The organism is Enterococcus sp. DIV0691 (assembly GCF_051711145.1).
Lineage (GTDB): Bacteria > Bacillota > Bacilli > Lactobacillales > Enterococcaceae > Enterococcus_B > Enterococcus_B hirae.
In genome coordinates, this window is record NZ_JBIOLY010000001.1 from 2,121,946 (window position 1) to 2,138,040 (window position 16,095).

General features: G+C 38.9%; 14 protein-coding genes, 1 tRNA gene and 1 riboswitch. Of the genes, 3 read left to right on the forward strand and 12 right to left on the reverse strand.

The window, feature by feature from the left end; genetic code table 11:
- Positions 1-18: 18 nt before the first annotated feature.
- Positions 19-1,005 carry an alpha/beta hydrolase gene (locus tag IGJ11_RS09790; RefSeq protein ID WP_192924302.1) on the reverse strand — a complete coding sequence of 329 codons (987 nt, stop codon included), beginning with the start codon at positions 1,003-1,005 and terminating at the stop codon, positions 19-21.
- Positions 1,006-1,227: 222 nt separating this feature from the next.
- Positions 1,228-1,272, forward strand: a riboswitch (PreQ1 riboswitch).
- Positions 1,273-1,295: 23 nt separating this feature from the next.
- On the opposite strand from IGJ11_RS09790, the gene IGJ11_RS09795 reads away from it, so the two are divergent.
- Together IGJ11_RS09795 and IGJ11_RS09800 are read left to right on the forward strand one after the other, a co-directional pair.
- Positions 1,296-2,270, forward strand: a complete 975-nt coding sequence (locus IGJ11_RS09795; protein WP_010718607.1) for a nucleoside hydrolase — start codon at positions 1,296-1,298, stop codon at positions 2,268-2,270.
- A gap of 5 nt (positions 2,271-2,275) precedes the next feature.
- A complete protein-coding gene (locus IGJ11_RS09800; RefSeq protein ID WP_010737992.1) occupies positions 2,276-2,842 on the forward strand; it encodes an ECF transporter S component in 567 nt (188 codons plus the stop codon).
- A 167-nt stretch (positions 2,843-3,009) separates the two neighbouring features.
- On the opposite strand, the gene IGJ11_RS09805 is transcribed toward IGJ11_RS09800, so the two are convergent.
- From IGJ11_RS09805 to rpoN, 8 genes are all read right to left on the reverse strand, one after another.
- The gene (locus IGJ11_RS09805) at positions 3,010-4,146 is read right to left on the reverse strand and encodes an ArgE/DapE family deacylase (RefSeq protein WP_207431674.1); all 1,137 of its coding nucleotides are present in this window, start codon (positions 4,144-4,146) and stop codon (positions 3,010-3,012) included.
- Between the two features lie 172 nt (positions 4,147-4,318).
- Positions 4,319-5,344 carry an alpha/beta hydrolase gene (locus tag IGJ11_RS09810; protein WP_207431676.1) on the reverse strand — a complete coding sequence of 342 codons (1,026 nt, stop codon included), beginning with the start codon at positions 5,342-5,344 and terminating at the stop codon, positions 4,319-4,321.
- 258 nt (positions 5,345-5,602) lie between these two features.
- Positions 5,603-6,901: a phosphopyruvate hydratase gene (gene eno, locus IGJ11_RS09815; protein WP_010718611.1), complete on the reverse strand. Its 1,299-nt coding sequence runs from the start codon at positions 6,899-6,901 to the stop codon at positions 5,603-5,605.
- Between the two features lie 115 nt (positions 6,902-7,016).
- Positions 7,017-7,772 carry a triose-phosphate isomerase gene (gene tpiA / locus IGJ11_RS09820; protein ID WP_010718612.1) on the reverse strand — a complete coding sequence of 252 codons (756 nt, stop codon included), beginning with the start codon at positions 7,770-7,772 and terminating at the stop codon, positions 7,017-7,019.
- A 155-nt stretch (positions 7,773-7,927) separates the two neighbouring features.
- A complete protein-coding gene (locus tag IGJ11_RS09825; RefSeq protein WP_010718613.1) occupies positions 7,928-9,118 on the reverse strand; it encodes a phosphoglycerate kinase in 1,191 nt (396 codons plus the stop codon).
- A gap of 110 nt (positions 9,119-9,228) precedes the next feature.
- Positions 9,229-10,230 carry a type I glyceraldehyde-3-phosphate dehydrogenase gene (gene gap / locus IGJ11_RS09830; RefSeq protein ID WP_010718614.1) on the reverse strand — a complete coding sequence of 334 codons (1,002 nt, stop codon included), beginning with the start codon at positions 10,228-10,230 and terminating at the stop codon, positions 9,229-9,231.
- Positions 10,231-10,270: 40 nt separating this feature from the next.
- Complete coding sequence (locus IGJ11_RS09835; RefSeq protein ID WP_172595671.1) at positions 10,271-11,362, reverse strand: sugar-binding transcriptional regulator; 1,092 nt, start codon at positions 11,360-11,362, stop codon at positions 10,271-10,273.
- Positions 11,363-11,514: 152 nt separating this feature from the next.
- On the reverse strand, positions 11,515-12,846 hold the full coding sequence (rpoN, locus tag IGJ11_RS09840) for an RNA polymerase factor sigma-54 (protein ID WP_207431678.1): 1,332 nt from the start codon (positions 12,844-12,846) through the stop codon (positions 11,515-11,517).
- Positions 12,847-12,905: 59 nt separating this feature from the next.
- Between rpoN and IGJ11_RS09845 the strand changes: the two genes are divergently transcribed.
- Positions 12,906-12,977 (forward strand) — tRNA-Arg (locus IGJ11_RS09845).
- A gap of 214 nt (positions 12,978-13,191) precedes the next feature.
- On the opposite strand, the gene IGJ11_RS09850 is transcribed toward IGJ11_RS09845, so the two are convergent.
- From IGJ11_RS09850 to celB, 3 genes are all read right to left on the reverse strand, one after another.
- Positions 13,192-13,803 carry a hypothetical protein gene (locus tag IGJ11_RS09850; protein ID WP_207431681.1) on the reverse strand — a complete coding sequence of 204 codons (612 nt, stop codon included), beginning with the start codon at positions 13,801-13,803 and terminating at the stop codon, positions 13,192-13,194.
- Positions 13,804-14,184: 381 nt separating this feature from the next.
- The gene (locus IGJ11_RS09855) at positions 14,185-14,703 is read right to left on the reverse strand and encodes a GrdB-related putative oxidoreductase (RefSeq protein ID WP_010718618.1); all 519 of its coding nucleotides are present in this window, start codon (positions 14,701-14,703) and stop codon (positions 14,185-14,187) included.
- 14 nt (positions 14,704-14,717) lie between these two features.
- Positions 14,718-16,073, reverse strand: coding sequence for a PTS cellobiose transporter subunit IIC (gene celB / locus IGJ11_RS09860; protein ID WP_010738000.1), 1,356 nt, complete (start codon positions 16,071-16,073; stop codon positions 14,718-14,720).
- Between the last annotated feature and the right edge of the window lie 22 nt (positions 16,074-16,095).

Consider the following 16,095-nt stretch of genomic DNA (forward strand, 5'->3'; position numbering starts at 1 on the left):
CTAGTTCTCAGCAAACAATTATTTATACTCGGAATAACCTGATTCTCTCCAATCGATTCGCTGTTCGATAAATGAGAAAACAACCGTCCAATATTTGGTGGGATCTTTCACGGCTGCTTCTAAATGTTGAGCTTCTGGGATCAGAAAAAGATCATTTTCACCAGCTGTCGCATTTTGGATCGTATAAGCGGCACTGACTGGAACGAACTGATCCTCTTCCCCATGAATGATCAATACTGGCAGATGGTTACTGCCCAACTGACGGGTTGCTGACGCCTGTTTCAAAGAATAACCAGCATATTTCTTTGCATAGCGATTTGCATGGCGCATGATCATTTTTTTAGGAAGAAAGGTTAGTTTGCTCAACATGTAGCGAAACTCCGCATAGACGGAAACAAACCCGCTATCTAGGATAAACCCTCGAACTGCAGGAGGTAGTTTTTCCCCACTAGCCATCATGATAGCAGAGGCACCCATTGAACTCCCATGTAAAATAATGTTAGCATCTGGCTGCATCTGTAAAATATAGTTGATCCAGATAATCAAGTCTAAACGATCCAACCACCCCATCCCGATGATTTCTCCTTCACTCTTGCCGTGAGCACGCAAATCAGGAATCAAGACGTTAAACCCTGCTTCTGCATATTTCTTTCCAATATAAGACATATCTGTTTTCCCATCACTTCGATAGTCATGGACACAAACAACCCATTTTTTGTTGGGAGAGGAACTTTGAAAGATTCGTCCTAATAGTTTTAACCCATCATGACTTTTGACTTCGATTTCTTTGCCTTTATTCCAAAAGCCCTCAGCTTCTGTTTCCGCAAGTTGCCGTTGCTTTTCCACGATCGTAAAAGCCGATGGGTCCATCAACTGATGACCTGTTTTCTCATACCAATCATATCCTCTTTGTAAACCCGATTGAATTAATTTTTGCGCATAGTAAGAAGAAAGTCCACGATAAATGACTGCGCCTAAAATGAGAACTATAAGAATAAGATACATGACAATCACTTATCTTCCCCGCTTTCCATAAATATTTTTTCTATTATCAATCCGTATAGCCTTCTATTCCATTGTACCATTTTCTAAAAAAACTGCTCAAGTTTTCACCCTAGGCTTCATTGAAATTTAAAACCAATCAAATAGGAATAAAAAATAAGATAACATTTACATTTTATTTAAAAGCCAGTATACTGATTCCGTGCATTTTAATCAAGGAGTATCCTTGGACTGGTTCGGAAACTTCCCAGAATAAAAAACTAAGTATCTCTACAGAAAGGAGATTGGAAATAATGCGAAAAGTAATTATTGACTGCGATCCTGGAATCGATGACACTTTAGCATTGATGTTAGCCATCAAGTCCCCCGAAATCGAGGTGGTTGCGATCACGACGGTCTGCGGTAATGTACCTGTGACGATCGGTAGCCAAAATGTTTTCAAATGTTTGAAACGTTGCGGACGCTTAGATATCCCCGTCTATCAAGGGCAAACACAACCGTTGAAACAGCCGTTTATTAGCGCGCAAGACACTCATGGGATGGACGGATTAGGCGAGACAAACTTTGCTCAAGTACAAGAAAAACAAATAGAAGAAAAATCAGCAGTCGATTTTTTGGCGGAATACTTTTCTAAAGAAACAAACACCTCGATCATTGCACTTGGCCCTTTGACCAATATTGCTCGTGCTTTGATGAAAAATCCACATTTAGGGAAACATTTCGAGCGATTTATTTCAATGGGTGGCACCTACAAAAGCCACGGAAACTGTTCACCAGTTGCTGAGTACAATTATTGGTGCGATCCTGATGCAGCTGCCTTTGTGTTTGAAAATTTAGGGAACACGATTGAAATGGTCGGGTTAGATGTTACGAGAGAAATCGTTTTGACACCTACCTTATTAGAATATTGTTGTCAGCTCAATCCTGAGGAAGGAGAATTTCTAAAAGCGATCACTCGTTTTTATTTTGATTTTCATTGGCAACAAGAAAGAATCCTAGGGTGCGTCATCAATGATCCTCTGGCCGTTGCCTACTTTATCGACGAAAGCATTTGTCAGGGATTTACTAGTTATACCGCTGTTGAAACGCAAGGAATCAGCCGTGGGCAAACACTAGTCGATCGCTTTGATTTTTGGCAAAAAGCACCAAACAGCACCATTATGACAGAAGTTGATACTCATCTATTTTTTCGGAAGTTTTTGACCGTTCTTTTAAATGCACAAGAAGAAACGATTAAAAAAGATCTGGAAAGATTAAAGATGGGATGAAAAACATGCGCAAAAAAAGAATCACCACACAGACGATTACGATCGTCGCTTTATGTATCGGAATCAATTATATCGGCGGAACCATTGCATTATGGCTACGATTACCGATCTATCTTGATTCGATCGGTACCATATTCGCTGGGACTTTGTTAGGTCCGGTATTTGGGTTACTCACTGGCTTGGCCAGCGGGGTATTAAGTGGTGTTACCACCGATATCTTCTCGTTGTATTATTCACCTGTTCAAATGGTAACAGGTTTACTTGCTGGAGTGATTTTCCATCAACGATTCACTCGAAGTAAGAACCGCTGGACCTTAGTTTTCTGGGCACTTGTCTTATCACTGCCTGGAACCATCCTTTCTTCCCTAATCACTGTAAAACTCTTTGGGGGAGTCACTTCTTCTGGTTCAAGCATGATCGTTCAGTTCCTCCATGGAATTGGGTTCAATCAAACAATGAGCGTGATTCTCGTTCAAGCGGGTACCGATTACCTCGACCGCCTGCTCTCAGTAGTCGTCGTCACCCTTGTCGTCTTGGCATTGCCGAAAAGGGTTGTGAACAGAGCGATTTGAGCTGCGTAGTTGTGATGAGCTGGAGTAAATACACGTGCGAATAGAAGTCGGTTACTTCAATTAGTAAATCAAAAAAAACGCAAAACATGAAAATTTGTTTTGCGTTTTTTTGATTTAATTGAAGGATCTACTTTGTACTTTTTTGTACTTTGAACCAAAATAGGCTGTTATGCTAAATAAGACAAGATGATTGCTTGATATGTGTCAATCATATCCAAGTAATTATCGATTTCTACATACTCGTCTATTTGATGAGGCAAGTTTACGACTCCGGGACCGAATACCACAAAATCGAAGGAGTGAGCGGATTTAGTAAATTCAGCTGCATCTGTCGTTGCTGCTGCACCTACTAGGGGCAATGGTTGCTTGAACTGTTTTTGAATATGGTGGATCAACGAAGAATCAGGATTTGCTTTCACAGGAATCTTATTGTAGTCGATCGTCAATTCTAAGTGATAGTTCGTTCCTTCATTCAATTCATCCACGATCTTTTGTAATAAATCAATGATTTGATCGTTTGGAAATTCAGGGATTGAGCGGATATTCCCTTGTAATTGCGCCTGACTTGGAATACTGTTGACTTGATTTCCTCCGTTGATCACTGTAACGTTATGGATCGTTTTTCCTAATGCTGAATTTTGGAAATCATTCGCTAAAGCATCCATTTGCTCATTTGCACGCGTAATAAATTCATTTAAATGGTTGATCGCATTGTAGCCTTCTTGAGGCATTGAGCTGTGGGCTTCTTTACCATGAGAAACAACGGTATAGTTTATTGAACCCATGTGAGTATACATCAAATTGTAATTGGTTGGTTCACCAATGATCAATCCGTCTAAATCGTCGACATAACCTGCTTTTGTCAGTTGTTCACTACCTAATTCTCCGACTTCTTCCCCTACTGTCGCTAATAATTTGATTGTCCCATTAAACGGTTTGCCAGACTCTTTCAATTCAATCATCGCAATCACCATAGCGGCTAGCCCGCTTTTCATATCGGTAGCACCACGTCCATACAAACGATTACCTTTTATTTCTGCTGCAAAAGGCGGGTAGGTCCAATTCGATTCGTCTCCTGCAGACACAACATCCATGTGACCAGACAAACCTAATACTCTTCCGTGACCATTTTGATACGTCGCCACCAAGTTATCACGCCCCTCAGTGTGAGAAATGATTTCTCCTTGGATTCCATGTTGATTCAATAATTGATTTAAGTAGGCGGCTACTTCCCCTTCGTTCCCATTCACTGACTTGATTCGGATCAGTTCTTGTAAAATAGCTATTTTTTCTTCATTTCCCATCCTGTCCCACACTCCTGCTGTTTCTTTCTATTTTACTGAAACAGTGTATCATTTTCAATCATTCATCCATTCTCAGTCGATTAGCTAGCAGCAGCCATTGACACTCCTATGTCTAAAGACACCGAAGCACCCCAAAATAGAAGGAGCTATTTCGGGATGCTTCGGCAATTCGTTATTGAGCTGTTGTAGATCGAAAACAGTTTTCAATGAACCGTTCCGTCTGCTCATAACAAGTTTTTGATTCTGGCAATGTATAATTAAATTGATATTCATGACTGATTTCTTTTTTCTGGTCTTTATAAAATAGTTCGTCTACAGGAACGTCTAACTCTTTTAATTTATTTGCGAAAGCAATCCCTTGATCTTGGAAAGAATACGCATTTCCATCTGTGATATACGTAGGCGGGAAGTCTTTTGACACTTGATCAACTAAACTAGCTTGATATAAGCGTTCGTCTGTTTGCCAATCTTTCGTTCCAATCAAAGACCAAGCTACCGTTTTAACGAAGAAATGCATCAATCGATCACTCGATTGCTGTTTTGCTGTTTGTTGTAAGTCAACTGGCCCACAGTAAGAAATGGCTCCTTTGATCGCTGTTGGATCAATCATTTGTTTCATCTTCATTTCTTTTGCATACTGTTGATTTGTTTGGATAGTGACATACTGTAAGGCAATCTGAGCGCCTGCACTATCGCCACCAAAAATCAGCTTTGAAAGATCCAACTTCTGATTGTTCTCTTTTTTTAATTGTTGGACTAATTCATTGACTTGGACTACTTGATTGGGATACTGAGAGCTAGGTGCCGGTTCATAGTTCATAGCAACAACTGCGATGTGCGTATCTGAAGCTAATCTTGTTGCAAATTCTTTTACACCTGCTTTATCCCCGCTCACATAGCCTCCACCGTGAACCCAGATCAACGTGGGTAAAGGTCCCTCACTGCCTTTAGGATAATAGATATCGTAGTTGTTTTTTTTGAATTGTGATTGATAAGAACGATCAGTGAGCGAACTAGTGGAAGTTTTTGCCTGTTCATACGTCTCTTTATCTGTGATCGTTACGTTGTCGCTAAATAGATATCTGATCACATAAGCACTTGGTCTCGGTGAAACTTGAAAAGCAATCACGACCAATAAAATGGTACTGAGAAGCAAAATACCGAACCATTTGAACCCTTTTAAAATTTTTGCTTTCATACACTTTCCCCATTATTCTTTTTTTCCTTTTATCATAATATCTTAGCAATAATTAAATCGTTTGTAAACGTGACAAAAAACGATTATGTAATTCAGTTTTTGTTAGGATAATCTCTAAATTTTTTCTGCAAAAAAAGACCTTTCTCCTATCTTCAAGATAAGAGAAAGGTACTTTTTAATAACTTTAGAATGAAGTAGACCAGCACAGCTATATAATCGACGCTCTGCTATCGTCGTACTTATTTGATCGTCCTAAAATTATTTGTTTTTTAAGTTGTAGAAAGATTTCAAACCTTTGTATTCAGCAACTTCGCCTAATTGGTCTTCGATACGTAGTAATTGGTTGTATTTAGCAATACGGTCAGTACGTGATAGAGAACCAGTTTTGATTTGACCAGCGTTTGTTGCAACAGCAATATCAGAGATTGTTGAATCTTCTGTTTCACCTGAACGGTGAGAAACCACTGCTGTGTAGCCAGCTTCTTTAGCCATTTCGATTGCTTCAAAAGTTTCTGTCAAAGTACCGATTTGGTTAACTTTGATTAGGATTGAGTTAGCGATTCCTTTTTCAATACCTTCAGATAATTTTTGAGTGTTTGTTACGAACAAGTCGTCACCAACTAATTGAACTTTGTCGCCTAATACGTCAGTTAATTTCTTGAATCCGTCCCAGTCGTTTTCGTCTAATCCGTCTTCGATTGAGATGATTGGATATTTAGAAACTAATTCTTCGTAGAATTTGATCATTTCGTCAGTTGTTTTTTCGCCTTCACCTGAATCAGCTAATACGTAAACACCTTTTTCTTTGTCGTAGAATTCTGAAGAAGCAGCATCCATAGCAAGAACAACGTCTTTACCAGGTACATAGCCAGCTTTTTCGATTGCTTCGATGATTACTTCAAAACCTTCTTCGTTTGAACCAAGGTTAGGAGCGAATCCACCTTCGTCACCAACAGAAGTAGCTAATCCACGAGATTTCAAGATTGCTGCTAATGCGTGGAATACTTCAGCACCCATACGTAGAGCTTCTTTGAATGTTGGAGCGCCAACAGGCATGATCATGAATTCTTGGAAGTCGATTGAGTTATCCGCATGTGATCCACCGTTGATGATGTTCATCATTGGAGTTGGTAAAACTTTTGTATTGAATCCGCCTAGGTAGTGGTATAAAGGTACTTCTAGGTAGTCAGCAGCTGCACGAGCAACAGCGATAGATACACCTAAAATTGCGTTCGCACCTAATTTACCTTTGTTAGGAGTTCCGTCTAAAGCGATCATAGCTTTATCGATTGCCATTTGGTCACGTACATCGTAGCCAATGATTGCTTCAGCAATGATGTTGTTTACGTTGTCAACAGCTTTAGTTACACCTTTACCGCCATAACGAGCTTTGTCTCCATCACGTAATTCAACGGCTTCGTATTCACCAGTTGAAGCACCTGAAGGAACCATTCCACGGCCAAAAGCTCCGCTTTCTGTGTATACTTCTACTTCGATTGTTGGGTTACCGCGTGAGTCTAAGATCTCGCGAGCGTAAACATCAGTAATAATTGACATGTTTTGTCTCTCCTTTGAGTTTGTTTTTTCCTAAGGGATTTCCCTCATATACGATTTTAGTTAATTTTAGGCGTTAGTGCAAACATTTCTTGCATTTTTCGCAAATTTTCACTAATTATTTTACAGCGTCTAATAATGCTAAGAATGAATCAGCTTGTAAGCTTGCGCCACCAACTAATGCTCCGTCAACATTTTCTTTCGCCATATATTCAGCAATGTTTTCTGGTTTTACAGAACCACCGTATTGGATACGTACTGCATCAGATACTTCTTTGCCGTATAATTTTTCAACTGTTTGACGTACAACGCCACAGATTTCGTCAGCAATTTGTGCATCAGCTGATTTACCAGTACCGATTGCCCAGATTGGTTCATAAGCAATAACCATGTTGCTTACTTGGCCATCTGTTAATCCTTCAAGACCAGCAGTGATTTGTCCTTCGATCCATTCAGCTGTTTTTCCAGCTTCGTAAGTTTCTAAAGATTCACCACAGCAAAGAATTGGGATCATGCCGTTTGCAAAGATAGCTTTCGCTTTTTTGTTGATGTCTTCATCTGTTTCATGGAAGTATTCACGACGTTCTGAATGTCCGATGATCACATAGTCCACACCTAAGTCTGCTAAAGCAGCTGGTGAAGTTTCACCTGTGAATGCACCTGAGTTTTCCCAGTAGCAGTTTTGTGCTGAGATTTTTAATTCTGTTCCTTCAGCTGAAGCCATTAGTTCTTGTAAGAACAAAGCAGGTGATCCGATAACAGAATCAACTTTTTCATTTGAAGGGATGTTGTTTTTTACTGCTTCAGCAAATTCTTTTGCTTCAGATGCAGTTTTGTTCATTTTCCAGTTACCAGCGATAATTGGTTTACGCATGACAGTATGCACTCCTTTAAAATTATGAGTCGTGGAACTCTCCTCCACGTATAAAAAGAAAAAGCTGCTTTTTGGTTAAGTTTATTTGAGTTTGAATCAATTCACCGTTGCAAAAAGCAGCTGTCTTCATCTAAATCAGATACAACGAACGATGCTTATTTATCGTTGATTGCAGCTAAACCAGGTAGTTCTTTACCTTCTAGTAATTCTAAGCTTGCGCCGCCACCTGTTGAGATATGTGTGAATTTGTCAGCAAAACCTAATTGTTCTGCAGCAGCTGCTGAGTCACCACCACCGATGATTGTTGTTGCATCTTCAAGGTTAGCGATTGCTTCACAAACACCGATTGTACCTTTAGCAAAGTTACTCATTTCGAACACACCCATTGGTCCGTTCCAAACAACTGTTTTTGCACCTTGTAATGTATCAGCAAATAATTTCACTGATGCAGGGCCGATGTCTAAAGCCATCAATCCTTCAGGGATATCGCCTTCGATTACTTGTGTTTCAACATCGTTTGAGAACTCTGGAGCACAAACGTTATCGATTGGCAAGACTAATTTGTCGCCAGCTTTTTCGATCAATTCTTTTGCTAATTCAACTTTATCAGCTTCTACTAAAGAGTTACCGATTTTGATTCCTTTAGCTTCGTAGAATGTGTAAGTCATTCCGCCACCGATCAAGATTTTGTCTGCTTTAGGAATCAAGTTTTCGATTACACCGATTTTATCAGAAACTTTTGCGCCACCTAAGATTGCGATCATAGGGCGTTTTGGTTCTTCAACGGCTTCACCGATAAATTTGATTTCTTTTTCCATCAAGAATCCAGCAACTGTTGGGATACCAGTTGAAGCAATTCCGACGTTTGAAGCATGCGCACGGTGAGCTGTACCGAAAGCATCATTGACAAATACATCACCTAATGAAGCCCAGTATTTACCTAGGTCTGCATCATTTTTGCTTTCTTTTTTGCCATCAATGTCTTCAAAACGAGTGTTTTCAAAAACAACCACGTCGCCATCTTTCATGCCATTGATTGCTGCTTCTAATTCTGCACCACGAGTTTCAGGAACGAAAGTTACTTCTTTTCCTAATAGTTCGCCTAAACGTTTTGCAACTGGAGCTAAAGATTTACCTTCTTTATCTTCTTCCGTTTTTACACGTCCTAAGTGAGAGAAAAGAATTGCTTTTCCGCCTTGTTCTAATACGTAGTTGATTGTTGGTAATGCTGCTTTGATACGTGTGTCATCTGTGATCACGCCATCTTTCAAAGGAACATTAAAGTCAACACGGACAAGAACTTTTTTATCTTTTAAATCAATATCTTTCACTGTTTTCTTAGCCATTTTATTTCCTCCTAAATAAACTTACTATCAAAAAAAGCGGAAGAAGCGCGATTGCTTCCCCGCTTTTAAGTGTACATGCTTATAAATTACACTTGTACGTTTGGTCTATCTTATAAGTTAGCGAAGTATTCTAAAGTACGTACTAATTGTGCAGTGTAAGACATTTCGTTGTCATACCAAGCAACAGTTTTAACTAATTGTTTGTCGCCAACAGTCATTACTTTAGTTTGTGTAGCGTCAAATAATGAACCGAAAGTCATACCAACGATATCAGAAGAAACGATTTCGTCTGTGTTGTATCCGTAAGATTCGTTTGAAGCTTCTTTCATTGCTGCGTTGATTTCGTCAACAGTTACTTCTTTTTCAAGAACTGTAACTAATTCAGTTAATGAACCTGTTGGTACAGGAACACGTTGAGCAGCTCCGTCTAATTTACCGTTCAATTCAGGGATTACTAAACCGATAGCTTTAGCAGCACCTGTTGAGTTAGGAACGATGTTTGCAGCAGCAGCGCGTGCACGGCGGAAGTCACCTTTAGGATGAGGTCCGTCTAGAGTCATTTGGTCACCTGTGTAAGCGTGGATAGTTGTCATTAATCCTTCAACAACACCAAATTTGTCGTTTAATGTTTTAGCCATAGGAGCTAAACAGTTAGTAGTACATGAAGCACCTGAGATAACTGTTTCTTTACCAGTTAATGTTTCGTGGTTTGTGTTATAAACGATTGTTGGAACGTCATTTCCACCAGGAGCTGAGATAACAACACGTTTAGCACCAGCTGTTAAATGTTTTTCAGCAGCTGCTTTTGAAGTGAAGAAACCAGTACATTCTAGAACGATGTCAACACCTAGTTCGCCCCAAGGTAATTCTTCAGGGTTACGGTTAGCTAAAACTTTAACTTCTTTTCCGTTAACGTTGAATGAACCTTCGTGAACTTCAACTGTTCCGTTGAAACGTCCTTGAGTTGTGTCATATTTTAACAAGTGTGCTAACATTTTAGCATCTGTTAAGTCGTTGATTGCTACTACTTCGATTCCATCTACATCTTGGATACGACGGAATGCTAGACGTCCGATACGTCCAAAACCATTAATACCTACTTTAACTGTCATTTAAGATTTCCTCCTTATGAAAATCAAAAAAATATTTATTTTAAAGGGATACCCCTTTTAAAATCTCTTTTGCTGCAGCTTCATCAGTGATGAGCCACGTTTGTTTTGGTGCATTTTTCATATAGGCGCGAATCGCTTTTGCTTTTGACTTTCCCCCAGCAATCGCAAGAATGATGGGTACATTTGCCAAATCTTTCAATTCGATTCCGATGCGAGGAACTTTATATACGACTTCGCCATTTTCATTGAAAAAATAGCCGAAAGATTCCGCCACCGCATTCGCCTGTTTCAGCATGACTAATTCCTTTTCAGTCATTTTTCGACGTGCTGCCATATGGAGTGCGCGTCCAATACTATGAATAACACAATTTGCCTGACTAATCAAGTTTAACACTTCTTGAATAGAGGGTTCATTGAGCAAGGAATTGTACGTTGCTAAACTTAATTGTTCTGGAACATACAATGCACGATGATTTCCACTTGCTTTTGTAGCCATTCTAGCACTTACGGAATTTGCTTGTACAGTCACAGCCTCTCCGATACCACCACGAGCTGGCACAAATAGATTATGTCGCTGATTGTTTTCCAAATTTGTCAGTTGTTCAGCTACTACAGCCATCGTTGTTCCGCCCATTACAGCAATGATATTATTGCCCTCCGGTAGTAACAAATCTAAAGCTTCATTTAATGCTTCACCAAAAGCATCCGCCACTTTAGGCTGTTCTTCACTGTTTCCTGATACCACGATACAACGTTGATTTCCAAAATACTCAGCCAGTTTTTTTTCTGTCTGATGCATTCCTAAAAGTTGATCCATGAAGTTCTCAAGACTTTGATAAACTTCTTCTCCTTTTTTGGTCAAAGTCATACCGCTTTTAGAGGTGTTGATCAAATCTAACTGTTTCAATAGATCTGTTTCTGTTCGTAATACGCGTTCTGTGATGCCCATACTCTCTGATAAACTACGACGACCTATTGGCTGCATCCAATAAATATTACGTAAAATTTTATATCTTTCCTGTAAAACCTCGATAATATCCGGTGCAACAGATTCAATCATTTTCAATTCATCAAGCATAGCGATCTCCTTAGTTGGACGATATTTGTCCAATGTAGACTCAAAACGACCCATGTACGATAAAAAAAGAAAAGCGACTTTCCTACTACTAAGTATTTAAAAGGAAAATCTCAACCTCACGAATGTAAGTCTAACAGTTTTACCCGTTTTTTTCAATAAAAAAAGACTAGAAAAAACTTTTCATTTTTTTCTAGTCGAGATTCACATTATCTATCATAACGTTTTCTTTTCGATGAACTTGGGATTCCCAGCAGGTCACGATATTTTGCAACCGTCCTTCTTGAAATCAATATTTCATCTTTTTTTAATAATTCTACGATCTTTTGATCAGAAAGTGGTTTGATTTTGTCTTCTTGATCTACAAGTTCTTGGATTTTCTTTTGTGCAGTATCAGCTGAGAGATCGGTCTCAGTATCTGTCCCACTTTGCTGTAGTCTAGTTGTAAAGAATTTCTTAAGCTCGAAAACCCCAAATTCAGTTTCCAGGTATTTTCCATTGACGGCACGGCTGACAGTGGATTCATGTACTTCCAACTCTTTTGCCACTTCTTTTAATGTCAGCGGTTTAATTGGTCGTTCTTTATTTGTGAAAAAGGCTTGTTGATGGGAAACAATGATTTGAGCCACCCGTAAAATCGTATCCCCACGTTGTAGAATCGTTTTTTTCAACCAGTCAAACTCTTGTTTCCGTTCTTTCAAATACGCTTGCGTTTCTTTGTCTGCTCTTTTAAGCATCTGATTAAAATAATGTTCTTGGAAACGAACATCTGGTTGATTTCCTCGTCTAGAAAGGACAGACACTTTTTGTTCCTTATCAACCATCACTTTGACATCAGGAATGATATATAATTCACTGCTTCGATCAAAAATTCGTCCAGGGCTTGGACTAAGTGTTTGGATGTAATCAAAAATTCGTTGTACTTCACTAAGTTCAATTGAAAAGCGTTGGGCGATCTCTTTCCATTTGCGATCAACCAGCAACTCAAAACACTCTTCCAAAACGATATACGCTAACTCTGGTGCAAAGTCATCTCTTTCCGTTTGTAACATCAAACACTCTTGTAAACTTCGTGCCCCCACACCTGCTGGTTCAAGTTGTTGGACCAGCGTCAGTGCATCAAGGATCTCAATCGAAGTAGCATTTGTTTGTTCTTGTGCCTCTTTTAAATCAATCGTCAAAAATCCATTTAAATCAATGTACTCGACTAAATAAAGAACTAACTGACGTAAGAAGGTCTGCCGATAGTTCAAATGGATCTGTTCGATCAATGATTCAAATAAGGAAACACTGGTATCGGGAATTTGATTTAAATAGTTGGTTTCTTCATTATCATTGGCTGATCTGATCTTCTGATAGTCAGATTGCCATTCTGGTTCCACTACTTCTATCAATGGATTTTCTAATGCTTGATTTTCAACAAATGCCAAGAGCTCTTCACTGTTATATTGCAATACCTGGATGGACTGTTGCAGATGTTGTGTCATGGCTAATTTTTGTGTTTGCTGTTGTTTTTGTGAAAAGTTTTGTTGAAATTTCATTTTTTTGTCCATTCCCCTTGTAATTTTTTTTTAGTTTCGTTACAATTGTGTCTGTACTTGCGTCCTTAGTGTAGTGGATATCACGTAAGATTCCGGTTCTTGAGACGGGGGTTCGATTCCCTCAGGACGCGTCTATTGCTATCTTAGCATATTTGGGAATGTTTTGCTTTCTAAATTTAAAAGATAAAAAGCTGATCCGCATGTATGGATCAGCTTTTTTCGTTATTTTTTGTGTAAACTAAGTTTTACGAGCCATCCATATCTCTCCCATCACTTTTCTTTAACCATTCACTATTATTCAGCAATGGTTAGCGATCGCTGTCCACTTCCTTACCCGCCTGCAAATCAAAAAGTGATTCGGTGTTCACTATAACTGTATTGGTAATGGCTCCCGGCATCCTTTGTAGTAAACCTTAGATCTAGCGCACTGTCTACACCACTCGTTGATCCGTTTTGCCATGAAGTCGTGCCTTGATTAAAGAAGTCACCATTCACGATATAATAGATACGATTGGCTTCTTCTAAGTTGACATAGACAGTTCCGGAAAAGGCTTTTGCCACTTCCTGGTCTTCTCTAACCAAATTTATTGCTATTATTCGTTTAATCGCTCTAAAATGACCACTTTCACTCGTTTCACAATAAAACCGCATCGTTGGCTTGTACGTCTTATTCACCGTCACAGTATGAGACAGTACTCGAAAGGTTGCTCTATTTCGAGTAACTGTGTGAACAATCTTGTCCGAAGATTCGAGTTTTTGCCTTGCTTTTGTTGATGAAAGCTGAAGATCGTTTGTGAGTTGCTCAATCATTTGATCATAAGTCATTACTTTGGAAAATGTTGCATGTGTTTCTACATTAGACTTGCTTGTAGTTGCCGCTATTTCTTGGGGATGAGAAATCAAAAATAGGAGTATAGAGCTAACAAACAAGGTCATGAGTATCTTTACTTTGTTCATACATCACCACTTTTCTTCAATTAAGAATAAATCGCTTACAATAAATAGTTTATTGGACGATCCATTGAGATTCAAGTCTATTTTTCACTCTACTTTTTAATAAAGAGAAGGAATAAATCAATAAAGAGAAAGAGCAAGCTGTCAAACGGTGAAATTCAGTTAGCTAATTGATCGAATCTTTCTACCCAAACATTGACATTGATCAAAGCCTTACGTGTTCCTCATCTCCCCTGATCCAGCTTGTGGCAAACCATTCTTTGCAACCTTCTTCACACAAAAAGCCAATCAAAACATACGTAATGATTGGCTTTTTTCCGTCATCTATCGAAACAGCTTTTCAACTTAAGAAAAGTCATTATGCTCCGTTTATTCACTTTTGATTCAAAAGATCATTTCTTGTTCTGAGGAAGTTCGTTCTTCCCCTTTCGCTAACTGTGTCACGATTGTTGCCATATTTTTATAGGATTGATTTAGTCCGATCCCACCTTTTTTTGGCATTTTAACGATGGGGATCACTTGCTGATATTTTGCTACAGCAGGATTTTCAACAGACATTGCAGCGGCAGCAGGAATGCCTTCTTTGTTAAAAGCTTCGACTAACCCGCCTGCCATCTCTCCAAAATTAGGATAATGCATAGCTGGTCCACATAATATCGCATCTGCTCCAAACTTTTTGGCGAATCCGATAAATTTTTGTTTGACTTCTTCTGGATGACTTGAATAATAACGATCACCGCAGTATAAAGTAGCAATAATCTCTGCCTTTTTTTCTTTAAACAATGGCGCTAATGTTTCTCCCGGTCCTAGAGCTGTTTTTTTTCCACCTGGAGGTAATTGTGCTTGTTCGTCACTTCCCATACCTGCGGTCACATGGTTGAGGATCAAAATGATTTTTTTCATGCTCCTACTCCTTTTTATAAGGTATCAAAATCAAAGTCATCAAAATTGATTTCTTCTGCTGTTGATTCTTCTGCCTCAAGCTCTTCTTTCAGATATTGATTGTCTAATACTTTGATGAATGGATAATAAACTGCCATTCCTAATAAAATAAGTAATCCCTGAAGGACAGAAGCTTGCCAACCACTGACTAAAAAGCCGGAAATGATCGGTGGCGTTGTCCATGGAAGTTGAATCCCATTGGTGTAAGCAACTAACCCTAGGTCCATACAAAAATAAGCAATAATGATATTGATCGTCGGTACTAAAGCAAATGGGATCAAAATGATTGGATTTAATACGATCGGTAAACCAAAGATGATCGGTTCATTGATCCCGAAAATTCCTGGTACAAGCGATAATTGTGAAAGTTTTTTCACTCGCTGACTTTTACATACAAGAATCATAATCAAAATCAATGATAAGGTAGAACCGCCCCCACCAAATGTTGCAAACATATCTTGAAATTGACCTGTAATGATATTAGGAATTTCATGTCCGTCTTTAAACGCATTTAGATTTTCAATCGATAAAGCACGAAGAACTGGATTGAAAACTGCACCTACGACACTTGAACCGTTGATTCCGAAAAACCAGAAAAAATGTAAAAATAAGTACGCAATGATCATAGCACCTAAGGTATTCCCTAAACTTAACAATGGTGTTTGTAAGAATTTAAACAGGATTTCTTGTAAATTCCCATATGTGGTTAAACTCGCTACCCAATTCGCCACCATAAAGAACGTTAAGATGACGAAACTTGGAATCAATGCTTCAAACGATTTAACAACAGTAGGCGGCACGCCATCTGGCATTTTGATTGTCCACCCTGTACGAATCAAGGCAACGAACATACGAGTCGCTACTAAAGCAACTACCATACCTAAAAATAAACCACTTGATCCCATCCAACGTAAAGGAAGACTTCCGACTTCAAATACTTCAGTCGAACCTTCTGGCGTAAATAATGTGGTAAAAGGCGTTACGATAAAGAATGAAACTAAAGAAATAATTGCCGCTTGCATCGCATCCACTTTAAATTGCTTTGCTAAACTATAACCGATGCCCCCAACTGCTAAAATCGTCATGATATCAAAACTGGCGGTAGCAGGCTTATTCAACATGACTGCCCAATTTTCCCCTAAAAAACCAGCCATCCATTCATTCCAATTTGGTATTGGAAAGTTGGTCAATACTAGAAACAATGACCCCACGATCAATAACGGTGTAGAAAGTAAAAAGCCATCTCGTATAGCAATCAAATATTTATTTTCTCCAACCGTTTTTGCCATTGGTGTCAAAACTTTTTCTAACCAATTCAAAAATTTTTGCATCTTTTTTCCCCCGATCTTTTTG